Consider the following 22,202-nt stretch of genomic DNA (forward strand, 5'->3'; position numbering starts at 1 on the left):
GCCCCGCCATCGAGAGGCGGCCAAGGTTTCCACGGCAGGACCGTCGACCTATGCTTGAAGGCAATGAAGGCAATGGCGCTATTGCTGGCACACGAATTGGGTGAGTGGATATGGCCAGACTGACGGTTCGGGACCTACCCGACGAAGTACGCGAGGCGCTGCGTGTCCGCGCGGCGCAGCACGGGCGCAGCACCGAGGCCGAGGTTCGCGCGATCCTCATCGAAGCCGTCACCCCTGCGGCGCAAGTCGAACTCGGTACATTGCTGGCGGAGATCGGTCGCGAGATCGAACTCACCGACGACGAGTTCGACGCGCTCACCGCGCGTGACCGCCGACCGGTCATCCCCTTGGAGTTCGAGTGATCGTTCTGGACACCAACGTCCTTTCCGAACCACTTCGCAAGGCGCCGGACCCCCGTGTAGTCGCCTGGATCGATGCGCAGCCTTCGCGCACCCTGTACCTGTCGGCGATCACCGTGGCCGAACTGCGGTTCGGCATTGCCGCGATGCCAGAGGGCAAGCGACGAGAAGTTCTGCGCGACAGGCTGGAGACTCGGGTATTGCCGCTGTTCGCGGGGCGGGTTCTCGCTTTCGACCTGGCCGCGTCCACCGCGTACGCCGAACTCATGGCCACCGCCCGTGCCGCCGGGGCCGCGATCGGCACCGCCGACGGCTACATCGCCGCGACGGCGGGCGCCGCAAACATGGCCGTGGCCACTCGCGATACCGCGCCCTTCCGAGCTGCCGGAGTACCCGTTATCGATCCGTGGGCTTAGTGCGTGCTTTGCGCTCGGCTCGGCGGGCTGAACTACACCTGGTCGGCATCGACTATTCGTGTCGTGCTCAGAGGTTGTAAAACGGCTCCGCGTAGTGGAATTCGCCGGCGATCCGGGAGTCGTAGGCCGACAGGGAGCGGACCTGGAAGTGGCTGATCCAGGCCGGGTCGTCCGGGGTGATGCCGAGACGGGCGGCGGGGACGAAGCCGAAGCGCGGGTAGAACTCCAGGCTGCCGAGAAGGCCGATCAGGGGTTCGTCGAGGGCGTCGGCGGCGCCGAGCGCCGCGTGCATGAGGGACGAACCGACCCCGGAGCCTTGATGATCGGCGAGCACACCGATCGGGCCGAGCGCCAGCACCGGGAACGGGCCGACGGCGGCTCTGGTCAGGCACAGGTGACCGACCACGCTGTCGTGCTCGATCGCCACCAGGGAGAGCGTCGGGATCCAGCCCTCGTCGCTGCGCAACCGCGTGATCAGGTTCACCTCGGGCGGATCGGCGCTACCGGGAACACCGGCGCCATCTGTATCGCCGGCACCGGCATAGCGCGGTGCGAATGCGCTGCGGTGCACCGCCGCGATCGCAGCGGCGTCGTCGGCGCGTTCGCGACGGATCAGCACGGTCGTCTCCTCCCGAACGAAGTAGGGTCCATCCGCACACGTTAGTCAGTCGACCGTGGCGAAACGTTCTCCGATGCGCCATCAGCTACGAGTGTGCGGGAAGTGCCGCCAGGCGCGCAACGGAATTCGCCTCCGGTGTGCCAGACTCTCACCCCATGGCAAGTTCCGCGTCGCTGACCAGGGCCGAAGTGGCCGCCATGATCGATCACACGCTGCTCGCCCCAGAGGCGACGCCCGCCGAGGTCGACGGGTTGATCGAGGACGCGCGGGCATTGGGCGTGCTCGCGATCTGTGTGTCGCCGTCCATGTTGCCGGTGCGCGCGCCCGGACTGGTGGTCGCGACGGTCGCCGGATTCCCTTCGGGGAAGCATCATTCGCTGGTGAAGGGCGCCGAGGCGCGGCTCGCGGTGGACCAGGGCGCGGCCGAGGTCGACATGGTCATCGATGTCGGCGCGGCGCGCGCAGGGGATTACACGGCGGTGCTCGCCGACATCGTCACGGTGCGCGAAGCGGTGGGCGATCGGACCCTGTTGAAAGTGATCATCGAATCCGCCGCCCTGCCGGACGAAGCGATCGTGCAGGTGTGCCGGGTCGCCGAGCGCGCGGGAGCCGATTTCGTGAAGACCTCCACGGGGTTTCATCCCGCCGGCGGCGCGAGCGTCCACGCCGTGCGGTTGATGGCCGAAACAGTCGGCGGGCGGCTCGGCGTCAAGGCCAGCGGCGGGATCCGGACCGCCGAGGCGGCCGCGGAGCTGATCGCGGCGGGCGCGACCCGGCTCGGGCTGTCGAGATCCCACGAGGTGCTCGACGGCTTCGCGCCCTGATCGGCAGCCGAGAAGCGTTCGCGGATATCCGGTCTTCCCCCGAGTGCCTCCGCAACGCCCGAAGACGTTGTGGCTGGGCGTGTTCAGCAGCGCATGTCGGAGCTGTCGCCCGCGGGCTCGAGCTGGGTGCGTCCACCCGACAGGTGGACCGCGACGCCGGAGTCGGTGACCTGTAGTTCGGTCGCCGCCATGCCGAGCGGGTAGCTCTGTAAGCTCTGGGTGAACAGGTCGACGATGCCCTGCACCAGGTCGGCGGGCAGGCCCATGCCGAGCAGCTCCGCCGACATCGTCTCCACCTGCACCGTCCCGTTCACGATCTGGGGCTTCAGCTGGAGCTGGGCGAGGCCGCCGAGCACCGACAGGGTGAGCAGGCCGGTACTCGCCGAGGAGCTCACGTCACTGACCATGCTGCCGAGGGTCTCCTTGATCCCCTCGTTGCTCCACGTGACATCGGCCGAGGAACCGCCGATCTCGCCGCCACCGTGGTCGGTGAGGTCGACGTCCCGGAAGACGGCGTGCACCACCATCCCGACGGCGGGACCGAACTTGGTGTCGTCGCTGTTCACCCGCACCGAGGGCACCTTGCCGTCGATCCAGGTGATCAGCATCGGCTTGGGGCCGAAGCCGACGTCGATCTTCGATCCCATCTCCTTCTCGAACTGCGAACTGATGCACTTCGACACCGTGTGCCTGGCGTAGGCCTCGCCGCCGACCAGGATCGTGGCGAGCAGAACAGCTACCACGGTCAGGGCGATCAGCAGGGCTCGCCGGTTGATCGTCTTGGTGGAGGTTGTGTTCGTACTCATGGCCAAAATTCTTCCCGACCTTTCTGTGCCGTCTCTGAGGAGGCAGTGAGGGGTTCGAATGTGACATGCAGCACAAAATCCGAGCGTAGCCTGATGCCCATGGCTGGCGATGTGGCAAGCCGCGCGATCGGATCCGCGGAACAAGGATGGCGTGTTCTGCGCCGCTGGGCCGGTCGGCACGCCGGTTTCTTCACGACTCGGCAGGTACTGCGCACGGGGTGCGGGGCGCGAGTGCGGGCAGGCCTCGGCGACGGTTCGGTGACCAGGGCAGGAATCGGCATGCTGCGGTTGGCCGGGTGGCCGGAAGGTCCGCTCGACGAATACGCGATGTGGGCTGCCTGGTTCGACGGCGCCGCGGTGGTCTCCCATCAGAGTGCGGCGGAGCTGCACGGGCTCGGCAGTCTCGGCCCGCGGTTCCTGCACCTGTCCGTGCGCGCGGGACGTCCACCGGTGACGCCGCGGCTGGCGGTCGTGCGCCGGTCGCTGGCCGGCGCCGATGTGGAATCGGCAGGCCCGTTCCTGGTGACGACGCCGGTGCGCACAGTGCTGGACCTGGCCGAGGGCGATATCGGGCAGGCGGCGTTGAACGAGGTGGTCGCCGACGCGGTCGCCATCGACCGCTGCGCGGGCCGGGAGATCACCGACGCGGGAGCGCGCCTCTCGCCCCGCGCAGCCAGACGGGTGTACCAGGCGCTAGCCGTAGCGTGACGAAACTCTGGCTAGCTCGGATCGAGCGGCGCGACGGCCGACCACGGCACCGAGAGCACATTGTCGCGCAGGCGGCGGCGGCAGGGGCGGATCGGGAAGCCCTCCGCGCGCAAGGCCTGAGCAGCCGCACGCCAGCGGACACGAGGACCGAAAGGCGCCATCGGCGCGGCGTGGGCCCACGCACGATCGGCTGCCGCGAGCAGCGCGTGGATGGGTTCCCCGGGGACATTGCGGTGGATCAGCGCTTTGGGCAGGCGTTCGGCGAGCTCGGAGGGCCGCTCGACGGTGAACGGATCCCAGGCCAGCGTGAGCGAGCGCGGCCCGTCCCGGTCCAGCAGGATCCACGCGCAGCGCCTGCCCAATTCGTCGCAGGTGCCGTCGACCAGCAGGCCGTCCGGCGCCAGCCCCGCCAGGACGGTCGACCACGCGTCCGGGACCGCCGATTCCGGATACTGCCGCAGCACATTGAAGGCGCGAACGAGGACCGGCCGCAGCCCCGCCAATTCGAAGCCGCCGCGTGCGAAGGTGACGCCGTCGCGGCCGGGCACCACGCGCTGCGGGTCGATCTCGAGCCCCACCACGCGCACGTCGGCGCGGATCGTGCGCAGGCGCTCCGCCAGCTCGAAGGTGGTCCACGGGCTCGCGCCGTACCCGAGGTCGACCACCAGCGGATCGGGTGCGCGGACCAGCCGGTCGGCGACGAGGTCGTCGTTGATCAGCCGGCGGTCGCTGCGGCGGAGGCGGTTGACGGCGGTGGTGCCACGGGTGATGTTGCCGACCGGTCTGGTCAGCGAGTGGGGTGCTGTTCTTCCAGCCACTTGACCGTGAACTCGGCCTCGCCGCGGAACAGGTCGACCAGGTTCACCAGCATCAGCTGCTCCAGGCGCGGCCCGACCATCGGGATGAACACCTTCGCCTCCGAGGAGAAGCGCATGGTGCAACCGGTGTCGGTGGGGAAAAGGCGGATGGTGCCGCCGAGGCTGCCGGGACCCGCCGGAATGGCCGCCGAGTACTTGCCGGTGACCTCGTCCGGGGCGAACGGGCTGTAGGTCTCCTTGCGGGTGATCACCATGTCCTTGCGGATGACCGTCTGGGCGATCTCGGGCAGCATCTCGCGGGGCAGGATGTGGTGCAGTTCGACGTCGATCCCGCCGTCGCCCGCCTCCAGCCGGACCACCTCGTTGCCGGGCGAGTACTTCCTCATCTCCTGCATCCGCGCGTCCCAGTAATCGCGGTTCGACAGCGCCGCGTACAGCTCTTTTGTGGTGTGCAGCGGATAGCGGGCGGAGTAGTCCAATCGGCGTGCCATGGGCTCACACGTTACTGGGTGCGGCGCCGCCGACCTCGGCGGGCGGGTGGAGTGCGGACCTGCCACGAACGCGGGGACCGCACGGTGTGACGTCGAACAAAGTCCGCATTTCCCGCGTGGATCAGTGCTCCGCGAGCCAGCGGCCGGTGAATTCCGCCTCGTTCTTCAGCAGCTCGGTGAGGTGCTCCGCGATCGCCTTCTCGATCTTGCTGCCGAACAGCGGGATCTTCACCTCGATGGTGCCCTCGACGGTGGCGACGGCGCCGAAGCCGTCGGCGGCCAGCGTGACGGTGCCGCGCACCTCGGCGGGCGCGCCCTCGACGCGGGCTTCGAAGCCGGCCCGATCGCCGGTCCAATCTTCGACGCGCGGGATGATCAGATCACCGGGACGCACCGCGGTGACCGCGGCGGGCAGCTGTTCGGCGGCGATGGCCTGCACCATCTCGACGCGCACCTGATCACCGCTGACGGTAACCGAATCCAGCCGGGCATTGGGGCCGCCGACCGCCGCGATGCGATCCTTCCAGTACTGATCGTTCGCGAACGCCGCACGCACCGCGGCGGGCGGATGAGAGTAGCGGGCCGTGTACGCCAGCGGTGTAGCCATGGGTGCACACGCTACCGTGCAGCGCCGGAGCCACACGAATGGTGTTGTCCGATCCGCTCGCGGGCCGAACGACGCCCCCGCGGCCATCGGCGCGCCTGCTATCGGGGGGCACTCGTGCTGTCCGAGTGGTGCCATCCGATCCGCCGCGAGAGGAATACACCAGCGTGTAGCCGTCAGCACGCACGCTACCGTTTAGCACCGTGCGAACTTCACGAGTTGTGCCGTCGGAGCTCCTCGCCGGTACCGGTGCGCGGCTGCGCGCCGACGTGCGGCTGGCGGAGCTGACCACACTGCGGGTCGGCGGCCCCGCCCTGGTCGCCGAATGCGCGACGACCGAGGCCCTGGTCGCGACGGTGCGCGCGCTCGACACGGCGGGTGTCCCGGTCCTGCTGCTCGCGGGTGGCTCCAATCTGCTCGTCAGCGACGACGGCTTCGACGGTGTGGTGGTCCGGGTCGCCACCACCGGCGTCGAGATCGGCGACGGCGGTGTGATCGCCGAGGCGGGCGCGAACTGGGACGCCGTGGTGCGTGCGACGGTCGACGCCGGTCTCGGGGGACTGGAGTGCCTGTCCGGCATTCCCGGTTCGGCGGGCGCGACGCCCGTGCAGAACGTGGGCGCCTACGGCGCGGAAGTGGCGGGCCTGCTGCGCCGGGTGCGCCTGCTGGACCGCGCGAGCGGGGAGATCCGCTGGGTGGAGCCCGGCGAACTCGGCTTCGGTTATCGCACCAGCGTGCTCAAGCACCGTGCCGACGCCGTCGTGCTCGCGGTCGAGTTCGCGCTGCGCCCGGACGGTTCCAGCGTGCCGCTGCGTTACGGCGAACTGGCCTCGGTGCTGGGCGCCGGGGACGGGGAGTCCCGGCCCGCGGCACAGGTCCGGGACGCGGTGCTGCGGTTGCGCGCGGGCAAAGGCATGGTGCTCGATCCCACCGACCACGACACCTGGAGTGCGGGCTCGTTTTTCACCAACCCGGTCGTCGCGCCGGAGCGGGTGGCGCAAGTGCGCGCCGCGATCGCCGCGCACCTGGGCGATGTCGCGGTGCCGACCTATCCGGCGCCGGACGGGGTCAAGTTCTCGGCGGGCTGGCTGATCGAGCGTGCGGGTTTCGCCAAGGGCTTCCCCGGCGCCGGAGCTCCCGCTCGGCTGTCGACGAAACACACACTGGCGCTGACCAATCGCGGCGCCGCCGGTGCCGCCGATCTGGTGGCGCTGGCCCGGACGGTCCGCGACGGCGTCGCCGAGCGCTTCGGGATCCGGCTGGAGCCGGAGCCGGTCACCGTGGGTGTCACGCTCTGACGCGCTGAGGCCGACACCACACGCCGCGGAAATGAGACCGGCCGCGCGCCGCGCGTAGATTCGACGAAGTGAACCACCGTCCGATGATCCGCCGATCGGTTGCCGTGGCGTCGGCCGTCCTGCTGGTGGTCGTCGCCCTGGTGGCCGGTTGCACGATAGACCGTGACTCCGGCCCGTCGAGTCGCGACACCGGCCCGATCGCCACAGTGAACTTGACCCCCGCCGCCGACGACGCCGACGTCAACCCGACCGCCCCGGTCTCGGTGACGATCAGCGACGGCACCATCGATCAGGTCGCGCTGACCAACGCCGCGGGCAAGCAGGTCCGCGGTGAGCTCGCTCCGGACCGGCGCGGCTACACCATCACCGAGCCGCTCGGCTACGACGCCACATACACCTGGTCGGGCACCGCCGTCGGCACCGATGGCAAGCCGATCCCGATCGATGGCTCGTTCCGCACCCTCGCGCCCAAGAACACCGTCCCCGCGACCCTGAACATCGGTGACAACCAGGAGGTCGGCATCGCGGCGCCGATCATCTTGCAGTTCAAGTCCTCGGTCGTGAACAAGGCCGCGGTGGAGAAGGCGCTCACGATCACCACCGACCCGCCCACCGAGGGCGCGTGGGCCTGGTTCCCGGACGACGGCGGCTCACGCCTGCACTGGCGTCCGAAGAACTACTGGACCCCCGGGACGAGCGTGCACGTCTCGGCCCGGCTCTACGGACTGGACCTCGGCGCGGGCAACTACGGCGATTCCGATCTGACCACGGATTTCCGCGTCGGCCGCAGCCAGATCGTCAAGGCGAGCGCTCCCAGCCACCGCATCCAGGTGGTGCGTGACGGGCGGACCGTGTTCGATCTCGCGGCCAGTTACGGCGAGGGCAACGAACCGCGCAACGTGACCCGCTCCGGCGTTCACGTGGTCACCGAGAAATACGAAGACTTCATGATGTCGAACCCGCCGTACTACACCAACGTTCGCGAACGCTGGGCGGTACGCATCTCCAACAACGGCGAATTCATCCACGCCAACCCGGAATCGCTGTCGGCGCAAGGCTCGGCGAATGTCACCAACGGGTGCATCAACCTGTCGCCCGCTGACGCCCAGGCCTATTTCCCCACGGCTTTGTACGGCGATCCGGTGGAGGTGACCGGAACCTCGATCCCGCTCTCGGCGGCCGACGGCGACCTCTACGACTGGACCATCGACTGGAGCACCTGGAAGACCATGTCGGCGTTGCAAGGCGCGCCGTCGCCCGTGGTCTCCGCCACGCCCCTGCCCCCGCAGCCCGCGGGAGCGCGCTGACCGGTTCTAGCGCGCCTTCACGTTCTGCGCCTCGAACTCGCTGTCGTCGGAGTGTTCCGCTTCGATTCTGCGGTCGGCGGATTGTTGCGCGCGGACCGCTTCGTGCCGCTCGGCGAGCAGGTCGCGGATCTCGGTCAGCAGCTCGATCTGGGTCGGTTCGGCGGCCTTGGGGGTGCCGAAGCGGTTCTTGATCGTCTTCATGGGCAGGATCAGCACGAAGTACAGCACCGCGGCGACCATGACGAAATCGATGGCGGCCGTGATGATCGGGCCGATGGCGATGAAGGTGGCGGGCTTGGAGGGGATCAGCTGAACGCCGAGGCCGAGCGCGTTGGTGCTGCCGAACACCGCGAGCAGCGGGTTGACGACGCCTTTCGTCACCGAGGTCACCACGGAGGTGAACGCGGTGCCCATCACGACGGCGACCGCGAGATCGATGACGTTCCCGCGCATCAGGAACTCTTTGAAGCCCTTGAGCATGAGCCGAACCACTCCCATCCGATGTCCTCGAGCTGACGACTCCTCGGATGCTAACGGCTCGAGACGCACAGCGAAGACCGAGCGATCCGCGAGCTGGCTCAGGTCGCCGAGCGAGTGATGCGATTCGGCTATGAAATGTTCAGGTGCGGCGGGCGAACCGCCCCGCGTCGGCCTGGTCACGCGGCTTGATGATGATCTGGTCCAGGTTGACGTGCGCTGGCCGCGACGCGACGAATCCGATGACCTCCGCGATGTCCTGGGCGACCAGCGGGTCGATGCCCTCGTACACCTTTGCCGCCCGCTCGGCGTCGCCATCGAATCGCACCAGCGAGAACTCGGTTTCCACCGCGCCGGGAGCGATCTCCGTCAGGCGTACCGGCTGCCCGAGCAGCTCACCGCGCAGGGTGCGGTGCAGTACGGCCTGCGCGTGTTTGGCGGAGGTGTAACCGGAACCGTTGTCGTAGGCGGTGAACGCGGCCACCGAGGTGACGGTGACGATCAATCCGTCGCCGGAGGCGATCAGTTTCGGAAGCAGGGTTTTGGTGACACGCAGCGTGCCGAGCACGTTGGTCTCCCACATCCAGCGCCAGTCGTCCAGGTCGGCCTCGGCCACCGGCGCCAGGCCCTTGGCGCCGCCCGCGTTGTTGACCAGCACGTCGACGCGTTCGACCGCTTCGCCGAACGCGCGCACGGACTCGTCGGAGGTGACGTCGAGTTCCAGTGCGGTGCCGCCGATCTCCTCGGCGAGGCGGTGCAGCCGATCGACCCGGCGCGCACCGACGTAGACGTGATAGCCCTGCTTCGCCAGCTCCCGGGCGGTGGCCTCGCCGATGCCCGAGCTGGCTCCGGTGACGACGGCGCTGCGAGTGCTCATGCCGTTAGATCCTAGGTGCGCGAGGTTTGCCCGATCGTCCGCGGTCACCGGAACGACGGTTAGCCTCGGTGGCATGGCTATTCGGGACGTGGTGAGCGCGGACGGAACGAACATCGTCTATCGGGTGAGTGGTCCGGCGCACGGTCGCCCGTTGCTCCTGGTGCACGGCTGGTCGGCGAATCTGCGCTGCTGGGGTGCGGCCGCCGACGACCTCGCCGCGCGCTTCCGGGTTATCGCCGTCGACCTGCGTGGCCACGGCTACTCCGACGCGCCCGTGACGGGCTACGACGATCCGAAGAACTGGGCGGCCGACCTCGCGGCGGTACTGGCGGCAGAGGACATCGCGTCCGGCGCGGTGCTGCTCGGCTGGTCCTACGGGGGGATCGTGCTGTCGGACTACTTGACCGCCTACGGCACGGGCGCCGTCGCGGGCGTCGTCTACACCGGCTCGATGGCGAACATCGGCCCCGGTGTGCCGGGCGCGGCGACCGGCCGCATGATGGGCGAGGCCATACCGGGCGTCTTCGAGGAGAGCGCGGGGCGGGCCGTGCGTGCCTTCGGTGTGTTCGGCAACGCCAACACCGGACCGGGCGCGGACAAGGGGCCCGACGCGCAGCGCCTGTTCGGTGCCAGCCTCGCCACCCTGCCCGCGGTGCGCAAAGCGCTGTTCTACCGGACCGTCGACAACACCGAGACACTGCGCACGCTGGACGTTCCCGTGCTCGTCCTGCACGGCACGGCCGACCAGGTCGTGCCGATCGAGAACGGCCGCTACATCGCCGAGGCTGTCCCGGACGCGCGCGCGTCGTTCTGGGAAGGGGCCCAGCACGGGCTGTTCATCGAGGACCGTTCCCGTTTCGTCACCGAGGTGAGCGCGTTCGTCGACAACCTGTGATCGGATTCACGTCCGCCCTGTGATAGCTCTCACTTGCCGCGGATAGCGTGTCTGGGCCGGGGAACGCAACGTGCACTATGGATAGTGTGAGCCAGCGCCCGGGCCTACGGCCGAACCGTATCGCCGTGTTATCGGTGCACACCTCACCACTCGCGCAGCCGGGCACCGGCGACGCGGGCGGCATGAACGTCTATGTCTTGCAGACGGCCGTCGAGTTGGCCCGGCGCGGCACCGAGGTGGAGATCTTCACCCGGGCCACGTCGTCGAACGTCCCGCCCGTCCAGGAGGCCGCGCCCGGCGTGCTGGTGCGCAACGTGGTGGCAGGCCCGTTCGAGGGGCTGGACAAGCACGATCTGCCCACCCAGCTGTGCCCCTTCACCGCGGAGGTCCTGCGGCAGGAGGCCCGGCATCTGCCCGGTTACTACGACCTGGTGCATTCGCACTACTGGCTGTCCGGCCAGGTCGGCTGGCTGGCCAGGGACCGGTGGCGGGTGCCGCTGGTGCACACCGCGCACACCCTGGCGGCGGTGAAGAATTCCGCGCTGGCCGAAGGCGACTGTCCCGAACCGGTGACCCGCGAGATCGGCGAGAAACAAGTGATCGCCGAATCCGATCGGCTGGTCGCCAACACCGCCGAGGAGGCCCGTCAGCTGGTCGAGCTCTACGGCGCCGACCCGGAGCGCATCGACGTCGTACCGCCCGGCGCCGACCTGAGCCGCTACCACCCCGGTGACAAGGCGGCCGCCCGCGCCGAACTGGGGCTGGCCACCGACGAGCGGATCGTCGCGTTCGTCGGCCGGATCCAACCGTTGAAGGCGCCCGACGTGCTGGTGCGCGCCGCGGCCGAGGTGTTGCGCGCCGACCCGGAGCGCAAGCTGCGCGTGCTGATCGTGGGCGGTCCGTCCGGCAGCGGGTTGGAGCGGCCGCACGCGCTGATCGACCTGGCCGCCGAGCTGGGCATCGCCGAGCGGGTCAGCTTCCTGCCCCCGCAGCCACCGCAGCGGCTGGTACAGGTCTACCGCGCCGCCGACCTGGTCGCGGTGCCGAGCTACAACGAGTCCTTCGGCTTGGTCGCCATCGAGGCGCAGGCCAGCGGCACGCCGGTGCTGGCCGCCGACGTCGGTGGTCTCGGCACGGCCGTGCGGCACGATGTATCCGGTCTGCTGGTCCCTGGGCACCGCACCGCGGCCTGGGCGAACGCGCTGGGCATGCTGTTGGACGACCCCGACCGCCTGCACCGGATGAGCGAGCAGGCCGTCACGCACGCGGCCAACTTCTCCTGGGCGCACACCGCCGACGGGCTGCTGGCCAGCTACGCCGCGGCCCTGGCCGGTTTCCGGGAGGAGCGGACGGGGCTGGGCGGCCGCGGCCTGGCGCACAGCGTCGTGCGGGAGGATGCGTACGATTCGGACTCCGCCGCCCGCACCGGCCCGGCCGGAGAGCGGACGGCGGCCCTGCTCGGTGAGACCAGCCAGGCCAGATCACGGGCGCTGTGGCGGCGCCGGATGGGAGTACGCCGGTGAACGAGGTGCAGGCGACCGCGCAGCTCATCGACGAGACGCTGCGCGACAGGGAGATCGAGTACACCCGCCCGGGTGAGGAGACCTTCGTCGTCGTCCTGCCCGGTGAGCGCAAACTCAAGACCACGGTGATGCTCACGGTGGGCAAGCACGGTGTCCGGGTCGAAGCGTTCGTCTGCCGCAAGCCGGACGAGAACTTCGAAGGCGTCTACAAGTTCCTGCTGCGCCGCAACCGCAGGCTCTACGCCGTCGCCTACACCCTCGACCGGGTCGGCGACATCTATCTGGTCGGCCGCCTGTCCACGCATGCCGTCACCCCCGACGAACTGGACCGGGTGTTCGGGCAGATTCTCGAGGCCGTCGACGCCGACTTCAACGTACTGCTGGAACTCGGCTTCGCCGAATCGATTCGGCGGGAATGGAAGTGGCGCGTCTCGCGCGGTGAATCGTTGCAGAACCTGCGCGCTTTCGAGCATCTGGTCGACTCCGCCGACAAGCCCTGACCGGTCGCCGGATCCGGGCCGCCGTGGCACCGACCGGGTGACAATCGCAGGTGGCTCGGATCGGCGAAGGGACACGACGTTGGCGATTCTCGCTCTGGACATCGGCGCGACCAAGTTCGCGGCCGGAGTGGTGGGACCCGGTCCCGAGGTGCGCGAAGTACGCCGGGTGGACGTGCCGGACGCGGGTGTGTGGAGGGCCTGTCGGGAACTGCTGCTCGCGGTGGCGGGGGCAGAACCGGTCAGCGCCGTGGGGATCGGTGCGGCCGGTCCGGTGGACGTGCGGGCCGGCGTCACCGGTCCGTTGAACATTCCCGAGTGGAAAGCGGGCTTCCCGGTGGTCGCCGCCGTGCGAGAGCTGTTCCCGGCCGCCACGATTCGCTTCGCCATCGACGGCGCCTGTCTCGCGCTGGCCGAACACCGCCTCGGCGCGCTGCGCGGAGTGCCCGACGCGCTGGCCATGACGGTGTCGTCGGGGATCGGCGGTGGGATCGTCGCCGGCGGAAAGGTGCTGCTCGGGCGCACCGGCAACGCGGGCCACGTGGGGCACGTCGTCGTGCCCGGCTGGGACACCCCATGCGGTTGCGGCGGCCGCGGCTGCGTCGAGGCGATCGCCAGCGGCATGTCGTCGGTGCGCTGGGCGCGCGAGCAGGGCTGGTCCGGCGGCACGGGTGCGCGACTGGCCGCGGACGCGCACGCGGGTGACGAGATCGCGGTCGCCGCCCTGCACCGGGCGGGCACCGCCCTCGGCGCGGCGATCGCCTCGGCCGCCGCCCTGCTCGACGTCGACCGGGTGGTGATCGGCGGCGGGTTCGCGCAATCCGGTGCGCCGCTGTGGGATCCGCTGCGCGCCGCGGTGGACGCGCACGCCGGGCTGAATTTCCTGCACGGCCTGCGGGTGGAACTCTCCGGGATCACCGAGGGCGCGACGCTGGTCGGCGCGGGCGTGCTCGTCACCGATGAACCGGTCTGACATCGCGCTTTGCCGCGTAGGCGGTGGCGGCGGGGCGGGAACCGATGCGACCCGCCCGGGCGCGCATGGGAGGATGGCGGCATGACGTACACCCTCGTGCTGCTGCGCCACGGCGAAAGCGAATGGAACGCCCTGAACCTGTTCACCGGCTGGGTGGACGTGCATCTGACCGACAAGGGCATCGCCGAGGGCAAGCGCGCCGGGGAGCTGCTGGCCGAGCACGGCATCCTGCCGGACGTCGTCTACACCTCCCTGCTGCGCCGGGCGATCTCCACCGCGAACATCGCGCTGGACGCCGCCGACCGGCACTGGATCCCGGTGATCCGGGACTGGCGGCTCAACGAGCGCCACTATGGTGAGCTGCAAGGCAAGAACAAGGCGCAGGTCCGGGAGAAGTACGGCGACGAGCAGTTCATGCTGTGGCGCCGCAGCTACGACACCCCGCCGCCGCCGATCGACCCGGCCAACGAGTACAGCCAAGAAGGCGATCCCCGCTACGCGGGCATCGATGTCCCGAAGACCGAATGCCTGCTCGACGTGGTCAACCGGATGGTTCCGTACTGGGAGTCGACCATCTCCAAGGACTTGCTGTCCGGCAAGACCGTGCTGGTCGCGGCGCACGGCAACTCGCTGCGCGCCCTGGTCAAGCACCTCGACCAGATCTCCGACGAGGACATCGCGGGCCTGAACATCCCCACCGGGATCCCGCTGCGGTACGAGCTGGACGAGGACCTCCGCCCGGTGCGCCCGCACGAGTACCTGGACCCCGAGGCGGCCGCCGCGGGCGCCGCCGCCGTCGCCGGTCAGGGCGGCAAATAGCCGGCACATTCGCGAACTCCGCAACGCGCTGTCACCCGTTCGGGTGGCAGCGCGTTGTCGTTTCGGGCGCGGGCGCAGGGTGTTGCGGGCGACACGCCGGTAGCGGGGGCATCGAACGGTGCTACAGCATCCGCCGATTAAGTTACCCACTGTTTTTACCGGCAAGTAGGTCGGTACACTCTGGTCGTTCGACCAGCCGAGAGGTGGATCACGTCCGATGAAGCACGCGTTGCGGGCCACGGTGGCGGCAGTTGCCGTCACGATGCTCGTCCCCTTCCTCGCAGGCGGCGCGGATGCCGTCGCGCCGCCCACCGGCCCGGACGGCGGCGCCGCCGGAGCGGACTGGGCGGCCACCCAAGACGGCCCCCAGCAGTACCCGGGCATCAACATCCAATGGGATGTCCCCATCACGATGAGTGACGGGACCGTCCTGAAGGGCAACGTCTACCGCCCCGCGGACGCCTCCGGCCGGCCCATCGACACGCCCACGCCGACGATCGTCAACCTCACGCCCTACACCAAGCTGGTGTCGAACCTGGCCGATCACGCGCAGTCGATTCCCGGCCTGTCCGACGCGCTGATCGAGCTGTTCCGCCAGATCGACATGAGCGGCACCCCGCTGTCCGGCGTCACCGATCTGACCAAGGCGTTCGGCGGCGGCGAACTGCGCAACTTCACCGTCGACCGGCAGCTGATCAAGAGCGGCTACTCGCAGGTGGTCGTCGACGTGCGCGGCACCGGTTTCTCCCAGGGCGTCTGGGACATGCTGCGCGACCGCGAGCAGCAGGACACGGTCGAGGTGATCGACTGGGCGTCCCGGCAGCCGTGGTCCAACGGCCGGATCGGCATGAACGGCATCTCCTACTCCGGGATCAACCAGGTGCAGGCCGCCCAGCAGCGCCCACCCGCCTTGCAGGCGATCTTCCCGGTGGTGCCGGGCAGCGACCTGGTCAACGACGTGCTCGCGCCCGGCGGCGGCTTCGGTTTCAACTTCATCCCGCTGTGGCTGACCGCGATCAACGGTCTCAAGCTGATTCCCGATCTGGCTTCGGTGCTCAACGGGCAACTGGACACCACGTGGCTGGCCGACCGCGCCCGAGATCCGTTGACGTTCATGGACGTCCTGCTGAACGTCTACACCACCGCGCGCATCGAGGATCTCGACCCGCGCGCCAAGGAACTGCTGACCGACGGTTCCCGGCCGCGTCGAGACTGGCTCGGTGACCCGAGCGGGATCCGGACGCCGACCTTCGTCACCGGCGGTTGGCACGACCTGTTCGCCTACTCGGAATCCAAGATCTACAACGAGATTCCGCTGCCGCCGGGCCAGAAGCAATTGCTGATGGGCAACACCTACCACCTCAATTCGGGCAACGAGTACGGCCGGCCGGGGCTGCCGCCGAGGCTGGACGTGTTGCAGCGGGCGTGGTTCGACAAATGGCTCAAGGACGTCGACAACGGCATCGACCGGTACGGCCCGATCACTCTGCGCCAGCAGGGTGGCGGCTGGATCACCACCGACTCGTTCGCCGCGCCTGCCCCCGCGGCGGAGGCGCAGCAGGCGGTGCACCGCAGGATGTATCTGTCCGCCGCGCCCAGCGGCACCGCCAACAGCGTCCACGACGGTTCGCTCAGCCCCGAGGACAGCGGCGAACCCGCCCGCCTGACCGTCGCGCCCGGCCTGACCAGCCTGTGCTCCAACGACGCCGCGCAGGGCACCGCCGGTGTGCTCTCGGTGATCGACGGTTGCGCCAAGGATTCCAGGGTCGAGGAGCTGAACGGCCTGACCTTCACCAGTGCCCCGGTCGCCGAGCCGACCTCGATCTCCGGGCGGATCGCGGTGCGGCTCAACACCGTGCAGGACGCGGCCGACGGCTACTGGGTGGTCACCGTGAACGACGTCGCGCCGGACGGCCAGTCCAGCGTGCTGTCGTCGGGGCAGCTCATGGCTTCGCTGCGGGCGATCGACGACGCGAACAGCAGCAAGTCGGCCAACGGCGACTACACCGATCCGCGGCCGTTCACCTCGCTGGAGCAGCGGCAGCCGACGGTCCCCGGCGAGGCGACCACGCTGTACATCGCGCTGCCCGCCACCGAGGCGCTCTTGCAGCCGGGCCACCGCCTGCGCGTGGACGTGTACGCGGGCAACTTCCCCAAGGGCCTGCCCATCCTGCCGATGCTGATCGACACCGGCCTGCGGCCACAGCATCTGGAGCTGGATCCCGGCCGTCCGAGCTTCGTCAACATCCCGGTCAGAGGAAATCCGGGCTGGTAGATCCGGGCGTGTGCCCTTCGCGCATCATGATCGACGCCGCGGGGTATGGGCGAGGGCACACGCTCCGATCGAAATCTGGCGAACCGGATCGAAAAAATCTCGGCGCGTCTGTCGATCTCCGAAGGCCCTCGTTCGACCTTTGGGTGAGAGGGTCCGGAGAGGGACCCGGACAGCCAGGGAGACAACCATGAAGTACATGCTGATCATGCGCGCCACCGACGAGGCCTACGCGGGGATGGTGAACACCGACTTCGACCAGCTGCTCGACACGATGGGCAAGTTCAACGACGAGCTGATCCGGGCGGGCGTGTTGCTCGCGGCGGAGGGGTTGGAGGACGCCGCCGAGGGCGTGGTCGTCGACTACTCCTCCGAGACACCCGTCGTCACCGACGGCCCGTACGGCGAGACCAAGGAGCTGTTCGGCGGGTTCTACATTCTCAACGTGGCCTCGAAGGAGGAGGCGATCGAATGGGCCAAGCGGATGCCGATGACCGGTCCCGGCTTCAAGACCGAGATCCGCCGGGTTCCGACGATCGACGAGTTCCCGCAGGACAACGTGTGGATTCAGAAGGAGCGGGCGTGGCGCGAGGCCACCGGCCAGCTCTGAGCGGATCGAGCGGCGATGGGCGACCACACCGGCCGTGAGGCCGTCGCCGCGGTCTGGCGGATCGAGTCGGCCCGGATCGTCGGTGCGCTCGCGCGGTATACCGGCGACTTCGGGTTGGCCGAGGATCTGGCGCAGGAGGCGTTGGCCGAGGCGCTCGTGACCTGGCCGCGCGACGGCGTGCCGCGCAATCCCGCCGGGTGGTTGCTCACCGTCGGCCGCCGCCGCGCGATCGACGCGTTCCGGCGGCGCTCCGCCCTCGACGAGCGGTACACCGCCTTCGCCCGCGTTCTGGGCGAGGGCGGCGCCGTCTCGGGAGGAGTGCCTGCCGATCCGGCCCGGGACGCCGAGGATGTGCTGTGGGATCCGGACCGGATCGATGACGACCTGCTCGCGCTGATGTTCATCTCCTGCCATCCCGTGCTGTCACGGGAGGCGCGGGTCGCGCTCACCCTGCGTGTGGTCGGCGGTCTGACGAGCGACGAGATCGCCAAGGCTTTCCTCGTTCCGGCCGCCACCGTGCAGGCCCGGATCACCAGGGCGAAGAAGACCCTCGGGGCGGCCCGGGTGCCTTTCGAGGTGCCACCGGCCGAGCAGCGCACCGAGCGCCTCGGCTCGGTGCTCAGCGTGGTCTATCTGATCTTCACCGAGGGGTCATCGGCCAGCTCCGGCGCGGACCTGATCCGACTCGACCTCACCAGCGGGGCGCTGCGCCTGGCCCGGGTGCTGGCCCGGCTGGTGCCGGAGGCGCCCGAGACGCACGGCTTGCTGGCGCTGCTCGAGCTGACCACGGCGCGATTCCCCGCCCGCACCGGCCCGGACGGCGAGCCGGTGCTCCTCGAGCACCAGGACCGCCGCCGCTGGGACAGCGCCGCCATCCGCCGGGGCCGAGCCGCCTTGGCCCGCGCCGAGCAGGTCGGCCGGGGACTGGGCGCCTACGGGTTGCAGGCGGCGATCGCCGAATGCCATGCCGTCGCCCCGTCGGTCGAGGCGACGAACTGGGAGCGGATCGTGCTCATCTACGAGGCGCTCGGCAGGCTCGCGCCCTCGCCGGTGGTCGACCTCAACCGGGCGGTCGCCGTCTCGATGGCGCGCGGGCCCGCCGCGGCGCTGCCGATCGTGGACGAACTCGCCGCCGCTGCGGCGCTGTCGCATTGGCACTTGCTGCCGAGCGTTCGCGGGGAACTGCTCGTCCGGCTGGGACGCACGAAGGAGGCGCGCACCGAACTGGAGCGCGCCATCGGTCTGTGCGGCAACCAGCGCGAGCGGGCGGTGCTGGAGCGCAAGCTCGCCGACCTCGGCTCGGTCGATCCGGCCTGATTCCCGGCCGGTCAGTCGGTGACGGCGAACGCGGCGTCCACCGGCGGGAACATCGCGCGGACGTCGTGTCCGGCGAACCAGAGACCGACGGTGAACACCGATACAGCCTCCAGATAGCGGGCCCGGTGCAGTCCGCCCGCCGGGATCGGTTGCAGCCCGAGGTCTTCGGCCAGCGCCGCGACCGCTCGCACCGCCGCATCGTCATCGCCGCACAGCGGCATCGCCAGGCGGCGGCCGTCGAAGATCCGCTCCTTCGCCTCCCATACCTCGGCGGCACAGAGGTTGAACGCCTTCACCACGTGCGCACCGGGCGCTTGCGCCGCGATCCCCTCCGCGACAGCGTCTTCGGCGAGTACGAACGCGGTGGTTCCCTCGGGCGCCGCGGCATCCGGTGCGAAGGCGTTCGTACAGTCGACGATCGTGCGGCCGGCCAGCAGGGGCCCGACGGCGTGCAGCACCTCCGGCAACGCCTGGACCGGCAACGCGAGCACGACGACATCGCCGAATCCGGCCGCCTCCTTGATCGTTCCGGCCCGCGCGCCGATCGTGGCGGCCAGTTCTCCTGCTGCGGTGGCGGACCGGGCGCCGACGAGCACCTCGTGACCGGCCGCGCTCCAGCCGCCGCCGAGCGCCCGCGCCATCGCGCCCGCGCCGATGATTCCGATTCGCATTCCAACTCCTGACTCGACAGTGTTCGCTCACCACGCTAGGAATCCCGATGGGCACTCCGGGGTGCGCGACGGCGCTGGCAAGCTGGAACGGTGAGCACGGCACCGATCGAACCGGTCACCGCCGAGCGGGTGGAGTTCGCGCCGTACGGCGACTTCGAATCCGATTGCCCCGCGCGGATGGGTGTGGACATCTTCGGCAACTCCTGGTTGCCGGTGATCGTGTACATGCTGCGCGAGGGGCCCATGCGGCCCGGCGAGCTGCGCGCGGCCATCGGCGGGATCAGCCAGAAGATGCTGACGCAGACGCTGCGGCGGATGGAGCGGATGACGTTGGTGCGCCGTCACCGCTACGCCGAGGCGCCCCCGCGAGTCGAATACGAGCTGACCGCCGCGGGCGCGGACCTGCTGATCCCGATCTACGCCCTCGGCGACTGGGTGGACAAGCACGGTCACGCCGTGAACGAGGCGCTCGCCGACGCCGACGACGAAGCAGACTGACCGCCCGGTGAATACGTTGCCAGTACCCCATGCCGAACAGTGCGTAAACATGCGGCTAACGGGGCCGGAAGGGCCTGTGACCTGCGCGAAACTTCACGTACCCGGCGGTGGCCTACTGGCCGGCGACCGTACGATTCAAGTGTGAGTGTTCCCCAGGCCGTGCTGCTGGCCATCTTGGCGGCTGTCGTCGGCCTGGCAGTCGGCGGGCTATTGATCCCGTATGTGAATGCCAGGCAGGCCGCGCGCAGGCAGGCCGACTCCGGTCTCACCATGTCCCAGGTCCTCGACCTGATCGTGCTCGCCTCCGAGAGCGGTATCGCGGTAGTCGACGAATACCGCGACGTCGTGCTGGTCAACCCGCGCGCGGAGGAGCTCGGGCTGGTCCGTAATCGCCTGCTCGACGAGCGCGCCTGGGCCGCGGTGGAGAAGGTGCTGGCCACCGGCGAATCCGCCGAGTTCGACCTCACCGCGAAGAATCCGGTCCCCGGCCGGGGACGCATCGCGGTACGCGGCGTCGCCAGGCAACTGTCGCGCGAGGAGACCACCTTCACCGTGCTGTTCGCCGACGACGATTCCGAACAGGCCCGCATGGAGGCCACCCGCCGCGACTTCGTCGCAAACGTCAGCCACGAGCTCAAGACCCCGGTCGGCGCGATGAGCCTGCTTGCCGAGGCTCTTCTGGAATCCGCCGAGGACCCCGACGCCGTGCGACACTTCGGTCAGCGCGTGCTCGGCGAATCGCGCCGCCTCGGCAAGATGGTGACCGAGCTGATCGCCCTCTCCCGCCTGCAGGGCGCGGAGAAACTGCCCGAACTCGAGGTGGTGGACGTGGACACCGTGGTCACGCAGGCGGTCGATCGTTCCCGCACCGCCGCCGAAGCCGCCGGGATCACGGTCAGCACCGACCGCCCGAGCGGGCTCGAGGTGCTCGGCGACGAAACCCTGCTGGTCACCGCCCTGTCCAACCTGGTGGAGAACGCGATCGCCTACTCGCCGGCCGGTTCGCACGTGTCGGTGAGCCGCTCGCTGCGCGGCGATCACGTGGCGATGGCGGTCACCGACCGCGGCATCGGCATCGCCAAGGAGGACCAGGAGCGGGTGTTCGAGCGATTCTTCCGGTCCGACAAGGCGCGTTCGCGTCAGACGGGCGGCACCGGACTGGGCCTGGCTATCGTCAAACACGTGGCCGCCAACCACAACGGGGAAATCACCCTGTGGAGCAAGTTGGGCACCGGATCGACGTTCACCTTGCGCATACCCGCCCACCACGAAGCAGGCGCCGACGACGACCACGACGGCGCCGTGGTGAGCACGATAGAAACAAGCCCGCGTCCTACCGGACCGGGCCGACCGAATGGTGTGGAGGCACGCAGATGACGAGTGTTCTGATCGTCGAGGATGAGGAGTCGCTGGCCGATCCGCTCGCGTTCCTGCTGCGCAAGGAGGGTTTCGAGGTCACCGTGGTCGGTGACGGGCCGTCCGCGCTCGCCGAGTTCGACCGGTCCGGTGCGGACATCGTCCTGCTCGACCTCATGCTGCCCGGCATGAGCGGCACCGACGTGTGCAAGCAGTTGCGCACCCGCAGCGGCGTCCCGGTGATCATGGTCACCGCTCGCGACAGCGAGATCGACAAGGTGGTCGGCCTGGAGCTGGGCGCCGACGACTACGTCACCAAGCCGTATTCCGCTCGCGAACTCATCGCGCGCATCCGCGCGGTGCTGCGCCGCGGCGCGGGCGACGAACTGGACGGCACCAACGAGAGCGGCGTGCTGGAAGCCGGTCCGGTCCGGATGGACGTCGATCGGCACACCGTGATGGTGAACGGCAAGCCGGTCACGTTGCCGCTCAAAGAGTTCGATCTGCTCGAATACCTGCTCCGCAATTCCGGGCGGGTGCTCACCCGCGGTCAGCTGATCGACCGCGTGTGGGGCGCCGACTACGTCGGCGACACCAAGACTTTGGATGTGCACGTCAAGCGACTGCGCTCGAAGATCGAGGCGGACCCGGCCAAGCCGGAACACCTGGTCACGGTGCGCGGCCTCGGCTACAAACTGGAGGCATGACCGCCCGCGCGGCGCGGAACACGAACGGCCGAGAGCACCGCGGTGCTCTCGGCCGTCGCGTCGGCGGACGTCAGGGGAAGTAGATCCAGGTGGTGCCGAGCGGGGTCTCGGTCTTCTGCAGGGTGATCCAGCCCAGATCGTCTTCCTGCATGCAGTCGTAGAGGTCCGTGGTGTTGGTGCCGCGGCAGGCGATGGTGTGCGAAGTGCCGTACGGGCTGGCGATCAGGAGCTTGCCCGCGGCCTTGGCGTTGACCGCCGCCGGATCGGTGGCCGCCACGAACTCCGTGGTGAAGTCGTAGAACTTGTGCGGGTCGCCGTTCGGCTCCGCGTGGGCTACTCCGGTCAGCGAGAGGGCGGCGCCCAGGGCGATGGTCGCCGCGGTGAGAACTTTCTTGGACATAACGGCACATCAAACCCCATCGGAGTGAAGCGCGCATGGCGACGGGGTGAACCACGCGCG

General features: G+C 69.4%; 26 protein-coding genes. 17 read left to right on the forward strand and 9 right to left on the reverse strand.

The window, feature by feature from the left end:
• Positions 1-110 precede the first annotated feature (110 nt).
• Together ACZ6DL_RS11340 and ACZ6DL_RS11345 are read left to right on the forward strand one after the other, a co-directional pair.
• The gene (locus ACZ6DL_RS11340; protein ID WP_466050389.1) at positions 111-362 is read left to right on the forward strand and encodes a FitA-like ribbon-helix-helix domain-containing protein; all 252 of its coding nucleotides are present in this window, start codon (positions 111-113) and stop codon (positions 360-362) included.
• The gene (locus ACZ6DL_RS11345) at positions 359-775 is read left to right on the forward strand and encodes a PIN domain-containing protein (protein WP_466050390.1); all 417 of its coding nucleotides are present in this window, start codon (positions 359-361) and stop codon (positions 773-775) included. Before ACZ6DL_RS11340 ends, ACZ6DL_RS11345 begins: the two co-directional genes overlap by 4 nt.
• 67 nt (positions 776-842) lie before the next feature.
• Here the strand turns inward: ACZ6DL_RS11345 and ACZ6DL_RS11350 are convergent, their stop codons facing one another.
• The gene (locus ACZ6DL_RS11350; RefSeq protein WP_466050391.1) at positions 843-1,394 is read right to left on the reverse strand and encodes a GNAT family N-acetyltransferase; all 552 of its coding nucleotides are present in this window, start codon (positions 1,392-1,394) and stop codon (positions 843-845) included.
• Positions 1,395-1,549: 155 nt separating this feature from the next.
• Between ACZ6DL_RS11350 and deoC the strand changes: the two genes are divergently transcribed.
• The gene (gene deoC, locus ACZ6DL_RS11355) at positions 1,550-2,218 is read left to right on the forward strand and encodes a deoxyribose-phosphate aldolase (RefSeq protein WP_466050392.1); all 669 of its coding nucleotides are present in this window, start codon (positions 1,550-1,552) and stop codon (positions 2,216-2,218) included.
• Positions 2,219-2,301: 83 nt separating this feature from the next.
• Here deoC and ACZ6DL_RS11360 read toward each other — a convergent pair whose 3' ends face one another.
• Positions 2,302-3,024 (reverse strand): LmeA family phospholipid-binding protein, encoded by a 723-nt coding sequence (locus ACZ6DL_RS11360; RefSeq protein ID WP_466050393.1) that lies wholly within the window; start codon positions 3,022-3,024, stop codon positions 2,302-2,304.
• A 99-nt stretch (positions 3,025-3,123) separates the two neighbouring features.
• Here ACZ6DL_RS11360 and ACZ6DL_RS11365 point away from each other — a divergent pair, with 99 nt between their 5' ends.
• On the forward strand, positions 3,124-3,732 hold the full coding sequence (locus tag ACZ6DL_RS11365; protein WP_062968373.1) for a hypothetical protein: 609 nt from the start codon (positions 3,124-3,126) through the stop codon (positions 3,730-3,732).
• Between the two features lie 11 nt (positions 3,733-3,743).
• Here the strand turns inward: ACZ6DL_RS11365 and ACZ6DL_RS11370 are convergent, their stop codons facing one another.
• The 3 genes from ACZ6DL_RS11370 to ACZ6DL_RS11380 all read right to left on the reverse strand — a co-directional run bounded on the left by ACZ6DL_RS11370 (position 3,744) and on the right by ACZ6DL_RS11380 (position 5,648).
• Positions 3,744-4,550, reverse strand: coding sequence for a class I SAM-dependent methyltransferase (locus ACZ6DL_RS11370; RefSeq protein WP_466050394.1), 807 nt, complete (start codon positions 4,548-4,550; stop codon positions 3,744-3,746).
• Positions 4,520-5,041, reverse strand: a complete 522-nt coding sequence (locus ACZ6DL_RS11375; RefSeq protein ID WP_062968166.1) for a DUF2505 domain-containing protein — start codon at positions 5,039-5,041, stop codon at positions 4,520-4,522. The genes ACZ6DL_RS11370 and ACZ6DL_RS11375 overlap by 31 nt, the downstream gene beginning before the upstream one ends.
• Before the next feature lie 121 nt (positions 5,042-5,162).
• Positions 5,163-5,648: a DUF2505 domain-containing protein gene (locus tag ACZ6DL_RS11380; RefSeq protein WP_466050395.1), complete on the reverse strand. Its 486-nt coding sequence runs from the start codon at positions 5,646-5,648 to the stop codon at positions 5,163-5,165.
• 200 nt (positions 5,649-5,848) lie between these two features.
• On the opposite strand from ACZ6DL_RS11380, the gene ACZ6DL_RS11385 reads away from it, so the two are divergent.
• Together ACZ6DL_RS11385 and ACZ6DL_RS11390 are read left to right on the forward strand one after the other, a co-directional pair.
• The gene (locus tag ACZ6DL_RS11385; RefSeq protein WP_466050396.1) at positions 5,849-6,943 is read left to right on the forward strand and encodes a UDP-N-acetylmuramate dehydrogenase; all 1,095 of its coding nucleotides are present in this window, start codon (positions 5,849-5,851) and stop codon (positions 6,941-6,943) included.
• A gap of 83 nt (positions 6,944-7,026) precedes the next feature.
• Positions 7,027-8,250 (forward strand): L,D-transpeptidase, encoded by a 1,224-nt coding sequence (locus ACZ6DL_RS11390; RefSeq protein WP_466050510.1) that lies wholly within the window; start codon positions 7,027-7,029, stop codon positions 8,248-8,250.
• Between the two features lie 6 nt (positions 8,251-8,256).
• Here the strand turns inward: ACZ6DL_RS11390 and mscL are convergent, their stop codons facing one another.
• Positions 8,257-8,730, reverse strand: coding sequence for a large conductance mechanosensitive channel protein MscL (mscL, locus tag ACZ6DL_RS11395; RefSeq protein WP_396988076.1), 474 nt, complete (start codon positions 8,728-8,730; stop codon positions 8,257-8,259).
• Between the two features lie 139 nt (positions 8,731-8,869).
• The gene (locus ACZ6DL_RS11400; RefSeq protein WP_393232879.1) at positions 8,870-9,604 is read right to left on the reverse strand and encodes an SDR family NAD(P)-dependent oxidoreductase; all 735 of its coding nucleotides are present in this window, start codon (positions 9,602-9,604) and stop codon (positions 8,870-8,872) included.
• 73 nt (positions 9,605-9,677) lie between these two features.
• Between ACZ6DL_RS11400 and ACZ6DL_RS11405 the strand changes: the two genes are divergently transcribed.
• The 8 genes from ACZ6DL_RS11405 to ACZ6DL_RS11440 all read left to right on the forward strand — a co-directional run bounded on the left by ACZ6DL_RS11405 (position 9,678) and on the right by ACZ6DL_RS11440 (position 18,510).
• On the forward strand, positions 9,678-10,499 hold the full coding sequence (locus ACZ6DL_RS11405) for an alpha/beta fold hydrolase (protein ID WP_466050397.1): 822 nt from the start codon (positions 9,678-9,680) through the stop codon (positions 10,497-10,499).
• 77 nt (positions 10,500-10,576) lie between these two features.
• Complete coding sequence (gene mshA / locus ACZ6DL_RS11410; RefSeq protein WP_466050398.1) at positions 10,577-12,022, forward strand: D-inositol-3-phosphate glycosyltransferase; 1,446 nt, start codon at positions 10,577-10,579, stop codon at positions 12,020-12,022.
• A 5-nt stretch (positions 12,023-12,027) separates the two neighbouring features.
• Positions 12,028-12,522 carry a type III secretion system chaperone family protein gene (locus ACZ6DL_RS11415; protein ID WP_466050512.1) on the forward strand — a complete coding sequence of 165 codons (495 nt, stop codon included), beginning with the start codon at positions 12,028-12,030 and terminating at the stop codon, positions 12,520-12,522.
• 79 nt (positions 12,523-12,601) lie between these two features.
• Complete coding sequence (locus ACZ6DL_RS11420) at positions 12,602-13,492, forward strand: ROK family protein (RefSeq protein ID WP_466050399.1); 891 nt, start codon at positions 12,602-12,604, stop codon at positions 13,490-13,492.
• Positions 13,493-13,573: 81 nt separating this feature from the next.
• A complete protein-coding gene (locus ACZ6DL_RS11425) occupies positions 13,574-14,311 on the forward strand; it encodes a phosphoglyceromutase (RefSeq protein WP_040870406.1) in 738 nt (245 codons plus the stop codon).
• 217 nt (positions 14,312-14,528) lie between these two features.
• Positions 14,529-16,586, forward strand: coding sequence for a CocE/NonD family hydrolase (locus ACZ6DL_RS11430; protein ID WP_466050400.1), 2,058 nt, complete (start codon positions 14,529-14,531; stop codon positions 16,584-16,586).
• Between the two features lie 187 nt (positions 16,587-16,773).
• Positions 16,774-17,193: a YciI family protein gene (locus tag ACZ6DL_RS11435; protein ID WP_040870403.1), complete on the forward strand. Its 420-nt coding sequence runs from the start codon at positions 16,774-16,776 to the stop codon at positions 17,191-17,193.
• Between the two features lie 15 nt (positions 17,194-17,208).
• Complete coding sequence (locus ACZ6DL_RS11440; RefSeq protein ID WP_466050401.1) at positions 17,209-18,510, forward strand: RNA polymerase sigma factor; 1,302 nt, start codon at positions 17,209-17,211, stop codon at positions 18,508-18,510.
• 11 nt (positions 18,511-18,521) lie between these two features.
• Here ACZ6DL_RS11440 and ACZ6DL_RS11445 read toward each other — a convergent pair whose 3' ends face one another.
• Positions 18,522-19,181 carry an NADPH-dependent F420 reductase gene (locus ACZ6DL_RS11445; RefSeq protein ID WP_466050402.1) on the reverse strand — a complete coding sequence of 220 codons (660 nt, stop codon included), beginning with the start codon at positions 19,179-19,181 and terminating at the stop codon, positions 18,522-18,524.
• 90 nt (positions 19,182-19,271) lie between these two features.
• Between ACZ6DL_RS11445 and ACZ6DL_RS11450 the strand changes: the two genes are divergently transcribed.
• From ACZ6DL_RS11450 to ACZ6DL_RS11460, 3 genes are all read left to right on the forward strand, one after another.
• Positions 19,272-19,679, forward strand: a complete 408-nt coding sequence (locus ACZ6DL_RS11450; protein ID WP_466050403.1) for a winged helix-turn-helix transcriptional regulator — start codon at positions 19,272-19,274, stop codon at positions 19,677-19,679.
• Positions 19,680-19,820: 141 nt separating this feature from the next.
• Positions 19,821-21,056, forward strand: a complete 1,236-nt coding sequence (locus ACZ6DL_RS11455) for a sensor histidine kinase (protein WP_062968188.1) — start codon at positions 19,821-19,823, stop codon at positions 21,054-21,056.
• Complete coding sequence (locus tag ACZ6DL_RS11460; protein ID WP_043733312.1) at positions 21,053-21,742, forward strand: response regulator transcription factor; 690 nt, start codon at positions 21,053-21,055, stop codon at positions 21,740-21,742. The genes ACZ6DL_RS11455 and ACZ6DL_RS11460 overlap by 4 nt, the downstream gene beginning before the upstream one ends.
• Positions 21,743-21,812: 70 nt before the next feature.
• Here ACZ6DL_RS11460 and ACZ6DL_RS11465 read toward each other — a convergent pair whose 3' ends face one another.
• Entirely contained in the window at positions 21,813-22,142 is a 330-nt protein-coding gene (locus tag ACZ6DL_RS11465) for a hypothetical protein (protein ID WP_466050404.1), read from the reverse strand.
• Positions 22,143-22,202 lie beyond the last annotated feature (60 nt).

The sequence above is a fragment of the Nocardia sp. NPDC041819 genome, from assembly GCF_055590505.1.